At 61.6% G+C, this 17,009-nt stretch carries 12 protein-coding genes; 5 read left to right on the top strand and 7 right to left on the bottom strand.

The annotated features are described in order from the left end of the window. Positions 1–461 precede the first annotated feature (461 nt). Positions 462–1,823 (bottom strand): NCS2 family permease, encoded by a 1,362-nt coding sequence (locus tag WD006_RS23220; protein WP_011520211.1) that lies wholly within the window; start codon positions 1,821–1,823, stop codon positions 462–464. A 325-nt stretch (positions 1,824–2,148) separates the two neighbouring features. On the opposite strand from WD006_RS23220, the gene WD006_RS23215 reads away from it, so the two are divergent. Together WD006_RS23215 and WD006_RS23210 are read left to right on the top strand one after the other, a co-directional pair. Further along, positions 2,149–2,352: a cold-shock protein gene (locus WD006_RS23215; RefSeq protein WP_008646365.1), complete on the top strand. Its 204-nt coding sequence runs from the start codon at positions 2,149–2,151 to the stop codon at positions 2,350–2,352. Between the two features lie 1,499 nt (positions 2,353–3,851). Continuing rightward, entirely contained in the window at positions 3,852–4,946 is a 1,095-nt protein-coding gene (locus tag WD006_RS23210; protein ID WP_011518029.1) for a replication protein RepA, read from the top strand. Positions 4,947–5,048: 102 nt separating this feature from the next. Here the strand turns inward: WD006_RS23210 and WD006_RS23205 are convergent, their stop codons facing one another. Next, entirely contained in the window at positions 5,049–5,252 is a 204-nt protein-coding gene (locus tag WD006_RS23205) for a cold-shock protein (RefSeq protein WP_006159056.1), read from the bottom strand. A gap of 421 nt (positions 5,253–5,673) precedes the next feature. Between WD006_RS23205 and WD006_RS23200 the strand changes: the two genes are divergently transcribed. Together WD006_RS23200 and WD006_RS23195 are read left to right on the top strand one after the other, a co-directional pair. Next, on the top strand, positions 5,674–6,330 hold the full coding sequence (locus WD006_RS23200; protein WP_008646379.1) for an AAA family ATPase: 657 nt from the start codon (positions 5,674–5,676) through the stop codon (positions 6,328–6,330). 5 nt (positions 6,331–6,335) lie between these two features. Beyond that, entirely contained in the window at positions 6,336–7,352 is a 1,017-nt protein-coding gene (locus WD006_RS23195; protein WP_017511228.1) for a ParB/RepB/Spo0J family partition protein, read from the top strand. Positions 7,353–7,419: 67 nt separating this feature from the next. Here WD006_RS23195 and WD006_RS23190 read toward each other — a convergent pair whose 3' ends face one another. Next, entirely contained in the window at positions 7,420–9,000 is a 1,581-nt protein-coding gene (locus WD006_RS23190; RefSeq protein ID WP_029308703.1) for a phage integrase family protein, read from the bottom strand. Positions 9,001–10,169: 1,169 nt separating this feature from the next. Between WD006_RS23190 and WD006_RS23185 the strand changes: the two genes are divergently transcribed. Then, entirely contained in the window at positions 10,170–12,914 is a 2,745-nt protein-coding gene (locus WD006_RS23185; protein ID WP_029308702.1) for a LuxR C-terminal-related transcriptional regulator, read from the top strand. A gap of 62 nt (positions 12,915–12,976) precedes the next feature. On the opposite strand, the gene WD006_RS23180 is transcribed toward WD006_RS23185, so the two are convergent. From WD006_RS23180 to WD006_RS23165, 4 genes are all read right to left on the bottom strand, one after another. Then, the gene (locus WD006_RS23180; RefSeq protein ID WP_029308701.1) at positions 12,977–13,864 is read right to left on the bottom strand and encodes a TauD/TfdA dioxygenase family protein; all 888 of its coding nucleotides are present in this window, start codon (positions 13,862–13,864) and stop codon (positions 12,977–12,979) included. A 45-nt stretch (positions 13,865–13,909) separates the two neighbouring features. Then, a complete protein-coding gene (locus WD006_RS23175) occupies positions 13,910–14,902 on the bottom strand; it encodes a Bug family tripartite tricarboxylate transporter substrate binding protein (RefSeq protein ID WP_029308700.1) in 993 nt (330 codons plus the stop codon). Continuing rightward, entirely contained in the window at positions 14,895–15,746 is an 852-nt protein-coding gene (locus WD006_RS23170) for an SDR family NAD(P)-dependent oxidoreductase (protein WP_029308699.1), read from the bottom strand. Before WD006_RS23170 ends, WD006_RS23175 begins: the two co-directional genes overlap by 8 nt. Before the next feature lie 63 nt (positions 15,747–15,809). Further along, positions 15,810–16,994 (bottom strand): lipid-transfer protein, encoded by a 1,185-nt coding sequence (locus WD006_RS23165; RefSeq protein WP_011518036.1) that lies wholly within the window; start codon positions 16,992–16,994, stop codon positions 15,810–15,812. Positions 16,995–17,009: the final 15 nt, after the last annotated feature.

Here is a 17,009-nt window from a genome sequence, read left to right as displayed (position 1 = left end):
GTCTCATTGTCGGCCGATCCTTGTATTGGCTGAAACTTGCCGGATCTGGCGCTTTGTCGGAAACGCTTGCCGGTTATCGCCGGCGTCCTCCGATTCCCGGAGTCAAGAAAGGGCGCTCTTGCGCCCTCAAATTTTTGCCACGCCTATAGTTCAGTGCATTTGGCCTCTTTTGTCCAGCCCGGCGTAGTCCCCTTCCTCCTACTCTCATACTTTTGTATGAGGCGTGTACGCGGCTTTATGCGGAGGCTACAAGGTAAATAAGCACTCACATTCCCCGCAGAAACGGGTACGGTGGGTGTCCCGATCCCGCGTTTCATACGCAGAAATAGGTACGCACTGCAGCATTTCCATCCGCCGAATGTCATCGTTTTCATTTTGACGATGGCATGGCAACGCCCGCGGAAAGAAAAAGGACGGCCAAGGCCGCCCTGTTTTCACAGCAAATGGCCAAGCCGCCGTGCTCAGTGCCCTGGCAGGTAGTAGAACTTGAACAGGAAGACTGCCGCGATGACCCACGCCATCACCGGCACCTCGCGCGCGCGGCCGGTCAGGAGCTTGAGGCCGGCATAGGCGATGAAACCAAACGCCACGCCATTGGCCACCGAGTAGGTGAACGGCATTCCAAGCGCCGTCAGCACCGCGGGCACGACCTCGGTCGCATCGCTCCAGTCCACATCGACCAGTTCGCGCAGCATCAGGCAGGAGACATAGAGCAGCGCGGGCGCCGTTGCGTAGGCGGGAACGGTGCCAGCCAGCGGCGCAATGAACAGGCACGCCAGGAACAATACCGCCACGGTTACCGCTGTCAGGCCCGTGCGGCCGCCGGCCTGCACGCCCGAAGCGCTTTCGATATAGGCCGTGGTGGACGACGTGCCGAGCAACGAGCCGGCCATGATCGCGGTGCTGTCCGCCATCAACGCCTTGTTCAGACGGTCCATCCGACCTGCCTTCAGCAGCCCGGCGCGATTGGCCACGCCCATCAGCGTGCCCGTGGCATCGAACAGCTCCACCAGGAAGAACACCAGCACGACGTTGACGATGCCGATCGACAGCGCAGCGGAAATATCAAGCTTGAACAGCGTGGGGGCGATGGACGGTGGCGCGGAAAATACGCCGTGGAACGTGTTCCCACCGAAAACGAAACTCAGGATCGTGGTGCCGAGAATGCCGATCAGGATGGCGCCTTTCACCTTAAGATGATCCAGCGCGACGATGGCGAAGAAGCCAATCACCGCCAGGATCGCGGACGTCTGATGCAGGTCGCCGATGGTGACAAGCGTGGCCGGGCTGGCTGTGATGATGCCTGCATTCTTAAGCGCGACGATCGCGAGGAACAGGCCGATGCCCGCAGTGATCGCCACGCGCAGCGCGTGCGGAATCCCGTTGACGATCATCTCGCGCACACGGAACAGCGTCACCAGCAAGAAGAGGCAGCCTGAAATGAAAACCGCGCCAAGCGCGGCTTCCCACGGCAAGCCCATGCCCTTGACGACCGTATAGGCAAAGTAGGCGTTCAGCCCCATGCCAGGCGCCATCGCGATCGGATAGTTCGCGTAGAACCCCATGATCAACGTGCCGATGGCGGCGGCCAGGCAGGTGGCCACGAACACTGCATCTTTCGGCACACCGGCATCGCCAAGGATGCTCGGGTTGACGAAAATGATGTACGCCATGGTAAGAAATGTGGTCACGCCCGCGAGAATTTCGGTGCGGGCGTCGGTCTTGTGTTCACCGAGCTTGAAGAGACGCTCGAGCACACCGGTCGATGGCTGTGCGAGGGTGGATTCGCTGCCTGGCCGTGGCCTCTGGTCCGACGTGGACATCACTGATCTCCTGACTGTTGACGAAGTGCTCACTGCGCCGCCAGCGCTGTCTGCCAACGGGCACTTCATCGACAATATGCAAAAAGGCGAGATGATCCCATATGCTGGGTTTGTTGATCCAGCTTAGGTTGGGGTAATCCCCTGCCTTGACGGGAGCCTCAATCCCCCGTATAAATCTCCGCCAGATTCAAGCGACGAGGCAACAGTTCATTCGTTAGCCACCGTCTTGGTACTTCGGTTGTCCATGGTGTCCTTTCCTTGAGTTCGCTGTACGGTGGTGTGTGCACCATCGGTTTCTTTTATATTTTTTTTGGAAAGCAATACCATGCAAACCGGTATCGTAAAGTGGTTCAACGACGCCAAGGGCTTTGGCTTCATCAAGCCGGACGCTGGCGGTGACGATCTGTTCGCTCACTTCTCGGAAGTCCGTGCCGACGGCTTCAAGTCGCTGCAGGAAAACCAACGCGTGTCGTTCGAAGTCAAGAACGGCCCGAAGGGTCTGCAAGCTGCGAACATCACCCCGCTGTAAGCGTTGTGATTCCGAGTGCACCTTGACGGTGCGCTCGATCGCGAAGAACCCGCCTTTATGGCGGGTTTTTTTACGCCCAACGCTTTCATAGCGCCCCAAGCCAAGCACTGCGCCCGGCATCCCCCTGGCAGCCCCTACCCACTCCTGACCCTCTCGCAGAATCGGGTACGCTCTCGTCCTCCGTCGACGCTGGCCTGCACGGTCCCCTCGTCCCAACCCATCCGCATGGGCACGCAGAAATAGGTACGCTTTTCGCGCGGATCCGACGGACACCTCCAGTTGCTCCGCAGAAATGGGTACGCCTGGTGGGTAAGTAGGTCCATCTTCATGTCGCGCCGATCCAACGAGCCTGAGCGCTCACGGTCAAGGAGTCTGATCGACCTTTCCTGCCTATCAAAGAGGCAATCGGGTTATCCACGCAGAAACGGGTACAGCGCACTCGCCACCACGGCGCCGATGCCCCATTCCGAAGGGTGCTCGCAGAAACGGGTACGCTGTTTTCCGGCATTCGTACGCAGAAACGGGTACGGCCTCGCTGTTTCCCACCAGCCTTGTTTGTCTTTAGTCTCGTATGTATACGGAGGCGCGCCGCAGAAACAGGTACGCAACGCAATAAGCCACTCTGAACGTATACGTGCGAAGTGTGCACTAGCTTTTCAATAAGCCCGACGTATACGTACCGCATGCCCGTGAAGCTGACCGTATACGTTACCTCGGCTCGCAGAAATAGGTACGCCAGCGTCCTTACGTATGACATTCGCGTACGCAGAAATGGGTACGCGACGCGCTCGTGCGGGTGATTTCGGCCCCACTCGCAGAATTGGGTACGCCGCAGAAATAGGTACGCTTTGGTGTTTTTGCGTGCCGATTGGGGCTCAGCGCAGAAACAGGTTCGCTATCGGCCGATACGGACGCAGAATCGGGTACGCCTAGGGCAGGTTCGCGATGCTGACAAGCCGTTTGCGTACCCGATTCTGCGTGGACAACACCCTTTCGGACGCAAGAATACGTGTCATATCGACGGCCCCCGAGGCTTCGGCGCAGAAACGGGTACGCTTTGGTGCTTTCCTGCTGTGGAAAACCCTGTGGGATCAGTGACTTATCCACGCAGAATCCGGTTCGGCGATTGCGCTGAAACGGGTTCGGTTTGTCGCAGATTCGGGTTCGGCCGTTCGCAGAATCAGGTACGTTTACTCGCAGAAACGGGTACAACTAGGGTCAAATTCTCTTTTGTAATCAGGGCTCGAGTCACACCGTATACGGTTTACGAGTAGTTAACCCGTATCGGTATCGTTTACTTGTAGTGGATGAGCAGGCAACCGTGGACAACCCTTCGGGATTGCCCACCGTCGACCTGCCATCTCGCCACTAGCCGGATACCCGGCACCTGAAACCCGTTAGCCAGCACGAAGGCATGGGAAATACGTATACGTACCCGTTTCTGCGTGACAACGTTTACGTGATCGCGTACAAAGGCGGGTAATTCGAAGCCCGTCAATATGCCGATCAAACGCTCAATGGCCATCGACGAGGATCGCTCCGTCCTGGTAGGGGACAACGAGCCATCCCGTATCATCGTTCCCGGAAACGAGAACGGCCTTGTCCCATCCGAAAAATTCCAACGCCTGTTCGACGAGGCTCAGGCCATGGAACGCGAGGACGCATGGCAAAGCGGTGAAGTAGGCTTTCTGAGCCGTGCCAGCGTACAGGTGACGTTGCCCTATCGCGCGCCAAAGGGTGCGCCGCCGGTGTGGACGCGCACTAGTGGCAACATCTCGTTGATGATCCAGCCTGGCTATTTCACGCAGCAGCGCTCCGAGCGGGCTACGAACGGCCGGCAGAAGCTCGTCTCGGAAACTGTATCCCTTGGCTACCCTTACGGGTCCTATCCGCGCTTGATGCTGGCCTGGATCGGCAAGGAGATCATGGCCAAGAAGAAGCGAGGCGAGTTCACTGGAACCGTCGAGGATCGACGTATTTCCCTTGGCAACTCGCTGTCCGAGTTCATGTACAACCTGGGCATCCCGATGGCCACGGGGGGCAAGCGTGGGACGATGACGCTGGTACGCCAGCAGATGATTCGGTTGTTCTCCGCGACGATTGCGATCGTGCAGAACAAGTCGGTGCCTGTGCCGAATCAGGCGCCGAATCATGAACCGCTATCGATCGATCGCGTTGGCTACTTGCTGGCGGATCAGCTGTCGACATGGTGGGATCCGATGCAGCCAGGGCAAGGCTCGATGTTCGAGAGCTTCGTGGTGTTGTCCGAGCCGTTTTTCAACGAGCTGGTCAACCGCCCGGTACCCGTGGATATGCGTGCGCTCAAGGCACTCAAGCAGTCGCCTTTCGCGTTGGACGTGTATTCGTGGCTGACGTATCGCTTCTTCACGATTCAGCGGCGCACCGAGATTCCCTGGGAAGCCTTGCAGATGCAGTTCGGTACGGAAACGGAGAGCGAGCGCAAGTTCCGGGCGCTGTTCCGTAAGGCGCTCAAGGATGTGCTCGTGGTCTATCCTGGTGCGAAGGTAGATGCCGATTCTTCGAAGGCACTGATCCTGCAGCCATCCCGAACGAGCGTCCGCAAGCTTTCCTGATCCCCTTGGCAGGGCGAAACAAAAAAGGCAAGCGTAACGCTTGCCTTTTTTGCTGCCGGACGAGTCACTGACGCGATACGCCGGCGCTGGTGGTGGTCCAGCTTACGCAGGCTTGATTGCAGATGCCTGCAGACCCTTCGGGCCTTGCTTCACTTCGAACGTCACGCGTTGACCGTCCTTCAGCGTCTTGAAGCCGCTGCCCTGGATTTCCGAGAAGTGAGCAAACAGATCTGCACCACCGTCATCCGGAGTAATGAAGCCGAAACCCTTGGTCTCGTTGAACCACTTGACCGTACCGGTTGCCATAAGAATTTCCTTTCGAAGCAAGTTCGTTACACAGCGCAAACAACCGCTCAAGCATGTTGAATTCTCGTAGAAACCGAACGGAAGCCGACGAGGTTGACACGACTTGACTCGACTGTAGCAGGCATCATAACCACAATGTGTTGCGGTGTCATGTGCGCCGTAGAGCGCACTACCCCTACTTTAGGCGGATTCCGTACCGCTTTTCAAGAAGAAGCGATCTGCGCAGGCAATTCAGGCGGATTTCCGTTGCTTGGCAGGCCATCTCTCGCTTGCGATCGCGCTGTAACGCCTTTACGCTCTCGATCAGATTTCAAAATTTCAATTTTTGAAAAACGGGTTGTAGCGGAATGTCTATTTGGCTAAAGTGACGCCTTAACTGAATACCATCATTCGCGCTTTCAGCGCTGAAAGTGAGGCCGTAGTGGCAGCAAAGATCATCACCGTTTTCAACCAAAAGGGCGGCTGCGGCAAGACCACAGTCAGTATGCATATCGCTGGCACGCTTGGACTCCGCGGTGCCCGGTCGCTGTTGGTGGATATGGATGAGCAAGGCACTGCTACGCGCTGGGCTGCGCAAGCTAGCGACGAACGCCCATTTCCGGCCTCAGTGATCGGATTGGCTCCATCGGGAGGCGCCATGCACCGGGAAGTGCGCAAGTTCGTCAACGATTACGACTACATCCTTGTCGATTGCCCGCCTGCCGTCCATTCTGCAGCCCCATCTAGCGCCTTGCTGATCTCCGATCTGGCAATCATCCCGGTCGTGCCGTCGCCGCCAGACCTCTGGGCAGCCGTTGCCGCCAAAACACTGGCGCAGCACGCCCAAGTACAGAACGAAACGCTTCAGATCCGTGTGATGGCGAACATGGTCCAGCGCCGCGTGTCTATTGCGCGTCAGGCCATCGAGATCCTCGGTGATGACGGCGATGTCCCGCTGTTGAACGCAATGGTCGGTTCGCGTTCGGCCTTTCGAGAGTGCCAAGCCATTGGCTGCACGGTGCATGGTGTGCCGGGAGCACGCGAGGCCGTGCAGGAAGTCGACATGATGGTGGATGAAATCTTGTCCCTGATTGAGTAATACCTATGGCAACGAAATTGAAGAGTCTCAAGGCGGGGATGCTCGCCGGCATGGCCGCAGAAAAGACCCGCAGCGACGCGATCGACCGGTTCGCGCGTGCGGAGGCGGCCATTTCCCAGCATCCAAATGGGCTGTTGCAGTCGGCGCGCGCAATGCCGCCGCAATCGACTTTCAGCGCTGAAAGTGATGAGAGCGTGATCGAAGGGCGGACGCTGATAAAGATTCCCATCGCTCAGCTGCATGACAACCCCTTCAATGCCCGCCGCATCTACGATCCGGCGGTAGTGCAGGAGCGCGCGGCGTCGATCGCCACGCATGGTCAAAAGACGCCGGGTCTGGCTGCGTCCGACCCGACCCGTCCTGGCCACTACATCCTGATCGACGGTCACTACCGCAAGCGCGCACTGGCGTCGGCGGGCAAGCTCGAGATGGAATGCTTCATCGAGACCGACCTGAGCGATCTCGATTTCTATCGCCTTTCCTTCCTGCTCAACGAGCAGCGGTCGGACCAGTCCGCACTCGACAACGCGATCGCCTGGCGCCAGTTGCTCGATGAGGGCAAGGTTCAGAAGGAGGACGAAATCTGCGAACTGACCGGAATGTCGGCCGGCACCGTCAACAAGACACTGGCCTTGCTCAAGCTGCCCGAGTCCGTTCTGGCGGTCATGCGCGAACGTCCGAGCGCGATCGGGATTGCTACCGGCTACGAGCTGACGCTGTACTGCAAGGTTGCCGGAGAAGACCGCACGCGCGATCTGGCCACGCGAATCATGAACGACGGCATGTCCAGCCGCGAGGTCGAAGCGATTCGCAAGCAGGCCCAGGAAGGGAAGTCCCGCAAGGTCAAGGAGATCAGCCGCCAGTACAAGATTCGGACAGAATCGGGCCAGCTACTCGGGACGATCAAAGAGTGGGACTCCGGCCGTGTCATGCTTGATGTTCAACTCACCGACCGCAGTGCCCGGGAAGACCTGCTGGACGTCCTCAAGGCCCGCTTCGGCCTGGACAAGACGCTGATCTGAGCATCTTCCAACCATGAGGATCCATTGCGATCCAATCGGGTGACGAAACTGCTCTATTGGATCGCAATCACCCCAACCGCAACTGCCTCGGCGTGAAGGCTTCCACGTCGACGTCGTGCGTCTCGGCAAAACGTCGCCAGCTTGCCCGGAGCAACTGCTCCAAGCCACTGGCCGAGTAACCTGCCGTCGCTATCGATTGCTTGGCTCGCCCCCGTGCTGTCGACGGGTACTCGATCGGCGCCAGCAACGCGGCATCAGGATCCCATCCCTCACTCAACGTATCCCACGCCAGTTGTCGGTCCGTCCAATGGGCCGACAGGGCGGACCACGCATCCTGATCCAGGACGATCTCGCCACGCCTCGCCGTACTCTTTGCTTCGAGCAGCAGCCGGCCCGTAGGGGGCGCCGCAGACGGTGAGCAGGAAAAATGAACCAGGCGAAACGAAGCCAGTTCGACGATCCGAATTCCGTGACGAGCGAGCAGTAGCGCTGCCGCCAACGCGGCACGCTGCCGTGGTGAAGACGGGCTGGCACTCAGCCAGGCCAGGAATGATTCGATCGTCTCGCGGGGTAACGTCGCCGGTTTGGAGGATGCCTGCACGGTGGCAGTCCCATCATCGACCACGCCGCTCCGCGCCAACCTGGCCGGATCTCCCTTGCGCAATGCCCGCAACAGCGCGCTGATCACCCGCATCGCCGCCTCGCAGGAACTGGTACGCAATGGCCCTTCGAACGGCCGCCAGTGCGCCTTGTCACGCGGACCGGCCGGGCCACACCAGAATGATGAAGGCTCCGGATTGGCAAGGAACGCCCGATACGCATCCAGGTCATCGGCAGCCATGGCACGTAATGACTTACCTTGCCCGGCAGCCCAGAGCAGAAACCGCTCGGCCTCGCGACGGTAGCTCTTCCAGGTGTTTGGAGAGCTCGCCCGTGCTGCCACCCATCCTTGAACGTCTTTGAGTTCTTCCCCCAGCGCCATCGCCCAGGGAGCAAATGTTTCCGGTGCACGCATCAGTTCAAGCGGAACAGGGAATGCCATACCTCGTCCCAATGGCCTCGCATAAAGTGCTTTACGATCCACTATTTGTGCCGATGCGAGCACATGCGGACTGACCTTGAGCGCCGTCTGGGCGGATTGCGTGGCAAGCCAGCGGACGATGATCTCCGCAGAATGTCGCCCGATACGCGGCACATGACGCCACCAGCCGCTGCCTTTTCGATTGGCCAGGTCGGTCATGTCGGCGATCGTCCGGATGCCGGCTGCCATCAGTCGTCGAGACAGGCTGGGGCCGAACCAGAGGGAGACCTGATGCCCCGGAAGTGGGCGCCCCTGGCCCAACTGTTCGATCGAAGTCAGCGCATCTACCCGGCGAGTCATGCCGGCGTCGGAGCGCCCGCGCAGCGCCTCGAACATCTCCGCTATATCGGGGCGATCATGCTGCAAAGCGAACTGGACCAACCGATCGCGCAGCGCCAGGATGCGTTGTATGGCCTGGTGCTCGGTCAGATCGTCGTCGTCGTCGGGGTCCTGCAGGTACCGGTTGGCGATCTCCAGGGGCTTCATGCCCTGGGCGTACGCCCGCACGACGGCAAATTCCGTTCGCGTCAGTTTCGTGGCGGCCAGCGTATCTCGATCGTCAGGCATGGGGGTCTATGGCCTCTGAATGCACTTTGTGCGCTTGGGATTTCGTCCGGCGTGCGCGAACGCCGACATTGGCCATCCGCACATAAGTGACTGAATTACAACAGGATTATCCAGTCTCCTGTTTCATCCGGCCTGTTCTGCATCACAAAGTGCAATGTAAATTATTTTTTGCCTGAAGCATAGTGAACTCCTGGTCTTGCTGAGTGGCGGATCGAATACCGATTTCTGGCCCGCCTGTCGGCAGATCGGGCACAGCACAGTGACGCCATCCTGGTCTAGGCCCCCCGGTGAAGCGCTGGCATAAGCCTGGACGACTGCACGGCGGCCAGGGCAGGGCAACACACCCCCAGACGGCAACGCCCGCGCAGGGCCAACTGCTGCGGCCACAGCATCGACGCCTTGATGTCGCGTCCGCCGACTGCATGTCACCGAAGGTGCATCATTTTCAGAATTCATAGAAGGAATGATGGGTCTCTCCAGAAAGATCACCAAATCAAACCACCCGATGCCGTTCTCCACGCGCCCAAGCGGCTTCTTGTCGTGTCGCACGCACCTTGATGAAGGCCAATGGGCGGATTCCGCGTCGTCACCCCCATCGCAATCTGGCTTCTCAGGCACCCAAACGGGCGGAATTTCCAGAAATCGTGTAATTCAATTTGGCATTGATTATTAAAGAAAAACATACGCAGCGTTGGGTACGCTTCGTGCGCGGACGCCCCATTGGTACGGTTTACGCGCCACCTGGCCACCATATATGGTGTATACGTGCCGTGCGTATACCGCAGAGGCCGTTGCCCGCGCATTTGGGGAAAACAGCAAAAATTGGCGATATTCACTGGAAGAAATTCCAGAGCGCAATACGAGAAGATCGCAATCATTGCGGCGCATAGTCGCCCGCAGCCTCCCAAACACTATCAGCGTCTCGAATGATCTGGCCGGCAGCCATATGTCATCGGTCCCGCTAGTTCGAAAGAACCACGACAGCCTAGTGCCGCGATGGGAGAATCTCGGTCGTGCCGTCGACATGGCAGAATCCGCACAGCTTTTCAAATGGCGACGAGCGGATCACAGCCGCGGGACACAGGCGTGCCGCAAGTGCCGCCCGAAAAGATCAAACGGAGATAACCCATGGCGAACGCCCCACGCCACGCATGGTGAGGGAAGGAGCAATGAGCGCAGCCATCAGCCGCAAGCCCGGTGACAGTGACACGCAGCGGCGGGGCCTGGTTGCCTCCAAGCTCGTGCTGCCCCGCGCCTTGCCGAATCATCTGGTCCGCTCGCGCCTTGTCGACGTGATGGTGGACGCCGCCTCGGCCCGTCTGATCCTGGTCCGCGCCGCAGCCGGCTTCGGCAAGACCACGCTGATGCAGCAGTACCTGGAACGGTGCCAGGCCGGCCAGCGAGCCTGCGTGTGGTTGCGATGCGATGCCGCCGACAATGACCTGCAGCGTTTTCTTCTGCATCTCCACACGGGCTTGCTCAGGCTGCCGGGCTTGACCCGCCATCAGCGCGACGAACGCTCCGACACCATTGCTGGCGAAGCCATCGCGCACGAGATCATCGAGATCGCGGCCTCCTATGCGCACCCATTCGCCATCCTGCTCGACGATCTCGAAGTCATCCAGAATGACGCGATCACCGAATATCTGCAGCAACTGGTCAGAGTGCTGTCGCCGCAGGGTGTGCTGGTCATCGGCACGCGCGCCACGCCAGACCTCGGCCTTGGTGGACTTCGCGCAAGGGGCCAGCTTCTGGATATCAACCCGGCCGCATTGCGCTTCAGCGCGGAAGAGGCCGCCAGCTTCATCCGGGACAAGTGCGGGCTGCCGCTGCCGGACGGCGAGATCGCCACGCTATGGCGCTGCACCGAGGGCTGGGCGGCAGCCGTCTACCTGGCCACGCTCTCGCTGCGCGGACATCCCAATCATGCGGCGTTCGTCCGCTCGTTCTCGGGTACCAATATCGAGCTGGCCGAGTATCTGGCGGAAGACATCCTGATGGGGCAAAGCGAATCCTGCCGCGACTTCCTGCTACAGACCAGTCTGCTTGGCCAACTGTCGGCGCCACTGTGCGATGCCGTGACCGGACGGCACGACAGCCGCGAAATGCTGAGCTTCCTGGAGCGGAACAACCTGTTCATTACGCCGCTCGATGGCGAGCATCAGTGGTATCGCTATCACAGCCTCTTCGCCAGCTTCCTGCAGCATCGGCTGCAAGTGACCTATCCGGACAAGGCGCGCGCGCTGCACGTGGCGGCATCGCGCTGGTACCTGTCGGAGGATCGTCCCGTCCCGGCGATCGAGCACCTGCTGCAAGCCGGGCTTGACGATGAGGCGCTGCCGCTGATTGCCATCCATACACCAGCCCTGTTCCAGGCGGGTCGCGTGCGACTGCTGGCGCGATGGCTCGACCGCATCGACCGCAAGCGTCTGCTCGCGGACCCCCATCGCATGGGTCTGGCCTATGCCTGGGTCCTGTTGCTCAATCGCCGCTATTCGGAAGCGATGCAGACGATGGCGGCGTTGCTTGCGGCGGATGTTCCCGCCGACCAGCAGGCGAAGATTGCCTTCGAGGTCGAGACGCTGCGATGTGTGCTGCTGGCGATGACCGACCAGATCGAAGCGTGTCTGGCCGCCGGCCTGGCGCATCTGGAGCGGATTCCCCCGGACGCGCCCTTCCGGTACGCCAGCGTGGTCAACTCGCAGGCGTTTTCGCTGGTGGCCAGTCATCGGTACGAGGACGCGCGCCGTGTGCTGTCGCGCCTGATGCCGGGTGCGAACGATGTGCGGACAGGATTCCAGCGTGGCATCGCGGATTCTCTCGAAGGCGTCATCGATCTGGTGCAGGGCCGACTCAGCAATGCACTTGCGCGGTTCCGCGCCGTCGCCGAGCGCGGCTGGAGCCCTAGCGAGGTGAGCAGTCTCAGACACGCCTTCCTTCCGGCATGGGCCACGGCCCTCTATGAGGCGAACGCTCTCGAGGATTGCGCACGCGTGCTGGCCGAAGCGATGCCCTACTGCAAGGGCTACGCGCCGCCGGACGCTATGATTGCCGGGTTCATTCTCTCGGCGCGGTTGGCGCTGCTGGGCGGCGACCGCGACCGCTGGCTGCGTATGCTGGCGGAGCTTGAGGAGATCGGCCGCGGCATTCAGTTGCCGCGCGCCATCTGTTCGGCCTGGCTGGAGCGCGTGCGCGTTGCCACGATCGAAGGCCGGCTCGATGCCGCCGATCAGGCGTTGCGCAGCGCCGAACTGCACGCCGACTGGGCCGCGAGTGACAGCTATGGCCATGCGAACGACATCGACTTCCCAGACTCGATCCGCTGGAGACTCGCGATCGCGCATGGCGAGCATGAACAGACCGCGTCAGAACTGGCCGATGCCATTGCGGTTGCCACCCAACGCCAGCGGCACTGGCGCGCACTGAAACTCCGGCTTTTACTGGCCATGGCGCTCGATGGCGCGGGCAAGCAGTCCGAAGCGTTCGAGCAGTTGACCGAGGCCCTGCGGCTCGCCAGCCATGAAGGCCTCGCGCGGACGTTCCTGGACGAAGGGGACCGTCTGGCGGATCTGCTAAGGCGATGGGCCGACGCGCGTGAAGCGGAATGCGTCCGCGCCGGCATCGAACTTCAGTTCGTCCGCACAGTGCTTGCGCAGATTCCGGCGCCATTGGCCGCAGCCGGCGTGGAAGTGAACCAGGCGCGCGGCGTTGCCATCGCGGAACCGTTGACGACCCGAGAGCAGGAAGTCCTGCAGATGCTTGCCGCAGGCCATCGCAATCGCGTGATCGCCGAGAAAATGTTCGTGTCGGAGCTGACGATCAAGTCTCACCTGCGCAAGATCAACGCCAAGCTCGGCGCGCAGAGCCGCACGGAAGCCGTCGCCATCGGGCGTAGTCTTGGACTGCTTCGATAGCCACCGGCGGCGCTGCGCCACCATGATGCGCTCACGGGCGCGCCGTGCCAGTGAGCGCGGCCTCAGACTGGACGCTCGCCGATGATCGTCGCACGCATCATGCGACGCACAGCGGGGAAGTAGTCCTGCACCGCGTAGTGCTGGGTGGAGCGGTTGTCCCAGAACGCGATGGTGTTGGGTCGCCACTTCATCCGGACCTGATATTCGGGCACCGTGGCCTGCCGATAGAGGTACTGCAGCAGGTCGAGCTCGCCCAGGCGGAAATCCGCCCCCACGCGATACTGGATGTGCGCGCCATAGTTGGCCAGGTGCGTCACGAAGCCTTCGTTGACGTAGAGGATCTTCTCGCCGCTTTCAGGATGCGTGCGCACCACCGGATGCGTGGCGGGCGGGAACTTCTCGCGGTTGACAAGGCGCTCCTCGGCCGACATGCGCGCGCCGAACCCCGGCATCAGGTCATGCACCGCCTCGAGGCCCTCGATTCGCGCCTTCACATCGTCCGGCAGTCCGGCATATGCCTGGGCCATGTTGACCCAGATCGTGTCGCCGCCCATCGGCGGACATTCCACGCAGCGCAACATCGATCCCATCGACGGCACGGCACGCCATGAGACGTCCGAGTGATAGATGTTCTCGCGCCCCTTCGCATCCTTGTTCCCGCCCAGCAGCACCAGTTCGGGATGGTCGGGGTGATGCGGAAAGACCGGATGGACCTCGAGTTCGCCAAAGCGCCGGGCGAGCGCCACGTGCTGCGCGGGCGAAATGTCCTGATCGCGGAAGAACAGGACCTTGTGGCGCACCAGTGCCTGGCGCAGTGCCTGATAGGTGGAGTCGTCCAGCGTTTCGCGCAGATCGATATCGCCGATCTCCGCGCCGATGACGGGCGTCACGGGGGTGATCGAGAATGGGGCTGCGATCTGTTCGGCAGCCGTTTGCTCGCGAGCGTTCATGTTGTCTCCGGTGGTTGAGTGAGTGGAGCGTGTGGGGATACCGGCTTACTCGAGCCGGATGTTGGCCGCGCGGATCGCGTCGGCCCAGTATTCCTGCTCGGCCTTGACGACGTCCGCGAATGCCGATGGCGTGCTGCCCTTGACGATGATGCCCATGTCCACCAGCCGCGCGCGCAGCGCATCGGACACGATCACGCGATTCACATCGCGACTGATCTTGTCGACCACATCGCGGGGCGTATTTGCCGGCGCGAAAAGGCCGATCCAGCCCTGTCGCTCTAGCCCGGCGTAGCCGGACTCCCGGAACGTCGGCACATCGGGCAGCAGTGGCGAACGGCTCCCGCCGGCCACGGCAAGCGGGCGCAACTTGCCAGCCTGCGCGTACTGACGTGCCGTGACCGCGCCAACCACGCCAGCGGGGATCTGCCGGCCGAGCAGATCGTTGACCAGCGGACCCTCGCCCTTGTACGGCACGTGCACCAGCGAGATGCCAGTGGCGCGAGCGAAGATTTCCATCTGCAGATGACCGCTCGAACCGAGGCCATAGGTGCCATAGGGTAGCGGCTGTCCCTGGCGCGCCAGGTGCTCTGCGAACTCCTTCGCGGTGCGTGCCGGGAAATCCTGCTGCACGACCAGTGCCAGATGGGACGTAGCCAGTTCCGAGATCGGCGCAAAATCGCGCACCGGGTTGTAGGCGGCCTTGCCATACAGCGATGGCGCCTGCACGAGCCCGGTCAGCGCCGTCAGCAGCGTGTAGCCGTCTGGCTCGGACTTGGCGACCAGATCGGCGCCGATCATGCCGCCCGCGCCAGGCTTGTTGTCCACCACCACGGGGCGCTGCCAGGTCTTGGCCAGCCCCTCGGCAATCAGACGCGCCACCACATCGCCGGTACCCCCGGCTGCGTACGGCATGATCAGCCGCACGGCGCGGGAGGGATATGTCGGCGTTGCGCGGCTGGGCAGCGCAATCTGCATGCCGGCCACGCCCGCCATGCCCCAGCCTAGCCGGCGCAGCGCGCGGCGTCTTGCGTTATCCATCTCGGTCTCCTTCCGTTCTGGGACGGCCGCCACCCACCACAAGCACCTGACCCGTGATGTAGTTGGATTCCGGAATGCAAAGCAGGTAGACGGAGCCGGCGGCTTCGGCGGGCGTGCCGCCACGGCCCAGCGGAATCGTGGCCTCGATGTTCTTCATGAGCTGCGGATTCACGCCCACCTTGATTTCATTGCCAGCGATGTCGATGGTGGCATGGCCTTCGCCTGCTACGGCCTCGGTCAGGCGCGTCTTGATCAGGCCGAACGCGACGCTGTTGACGTTGACCTTGTAGCGTCCCCACTCCTTGGCCAGCGCCTTGGTCAGGCCGTTGATGGCAGCCTTGCCCGCCGAATAGTTGGCCTGGCCGGCATTGCCTATCACGCCCGAGGCCGAGGAGATGTTCACCACCTTGCGGAATACTTCGCGGCCTTGCTCGGCTTCCTGCTTCGAGGTCTCGCGGAAGTAGTCCGCCGCAGCGCGCAGAATGCGGAACGGCGCTGTGACGTGCACATCCATGATGGCCGACCACTGGTCGTCGGTCATTTTCTGGATCACGTTGTCCCACGTATAGCCGGCGTTGTTGACGATGATGTCGAGCCCGCCAAAAGTCTGCAATGCGGTACCCACGAAGCGCGTGCCGAAGTCGGCCTCGGTCACGCTGCCCACGCAGGCTACGGCCCGGCCGCCCATCGTGGTGATCTCGCGGACCACGGCCTCGGCCGGTTCCGCGTCAAGATCGTTGACGACAACCGCCGCCCCTTCGCTTGCCAGCTTCAGCGCGATCTCGCGGCCGATGCCCCGGCCGGAGCCCGATACGATCGCTACCTTGTTGGTCAGTTTGCTCATGCTTCGTGTCTCCTTCGTTCTAGTCGTCTTTTTCAGTGCTGTCCGTCGATGCTCGGCGGGCCGTCACTGGCGCTGGTACAACGTGACCACGCACGCGCCGCCCAGACCCAGGTTGTGCTGCAGTGCCAGGCGCGCGCCGGCTACCTGCCGGTCGCCTGCTTCGCCGCGCAGTTGCCAGACCAGTTCCGCGCACTGTGCGAGTCCCGTGGCGCCGAGCGGGTGGCCCTTGGACAGCAGGCCGCCCGAGGGGTTGGTCACCACGCGGCCACCGTACGTGTTGTCGCCGTCGAGGATGAACTTCTCGGCGGTGCCTTCGGGCGTCAGGCCCAGCCCTTCGTAGGTGATCAGTTCGTTCGCGGTGAAGCAGTCGTGCAGTTCCACCACGTCGACGTCGCCGGGCCCGATGCCTGCGCGTTCGTAGACCTGGGTGGCCGCCGCGTGCGTCATGTCGTAGCCGACCACCTTGCGCATGTCGCCTTCATCGAAGGTGCTGTTGCGGTCGGTGGTCATGGCCTGCGCCGCGATGGCCACGCGCGTGTCGAGCCCATGCTTGCGCGCGAACGCCTCGGTGCACAGGATCGCGGCGGCCGCGCCGCAGGTGGGCGGACAGCACTGCAGACGCGTCAGCGGATCGAACACCTTCGGGGAGGTCATCACATCTTCCAGCGTGACGGTGTTGCGGAATACGGCGAACGGATTACGCGCCGCGTGCTGGCGGGCTTTCACGGAGATACGCGCGAAGGTCTCGGGCCGAATGCCGAATTCCTTCATGTAGGCACGGCCGGCACCGCCGAAGAACTGCGCCGCGCGCGGCGCCTGTTCGTCGAAGCCCTGGACGTCGTTCATCACACGGGCGAAGCGCTCCATCGGGCCGGGGCGGTCCGTGTACGCGCCCTTCAGCGCGCCGGGCACCATCTGTTCGAAGCCGAGCGCGATCGCGCATTCCACCGCGCCACTCTCCACGGCCTGCCGGGCCAGATACAACGCCGTCGATCCCGTGGCGCAGTTGTTGTTGACGTTGATGACCGGAATGCCGGTCAGGCCGACACCGTAGATCGCCGTCTGTCCCGACGTCGAATCGCCGAACACGTAGCCTACGTAGGCCTGCTGCACCAGCGCGTAGTCGATGCCAGCGTCGGCGAGCGCCGCTTTCGCGGCGCGCGCGCCCATCACGCCGTAGTCGTCGCTCGCGCCCGGCTTGGTAAAGGGAATCATGCCGACACCGGCTACCACCACTTTGTTGGTCATTGCGCTTTCCTTCTT

It is taken from the genome of Cupriavidus sp. Met-2, from assembly GCF_049843575.1.
GTDB lineage: Bacteria > Pseudomonadota > Gammaproteobacteria > Burkholderiales > Burkholderiaceae > Cupriavidus > Cupriavidus metallidurans.
Note: the sequence above shows the minus strand (reverse complement) of the source record. Positions and strands in the feature narration are given on the sequence as shown.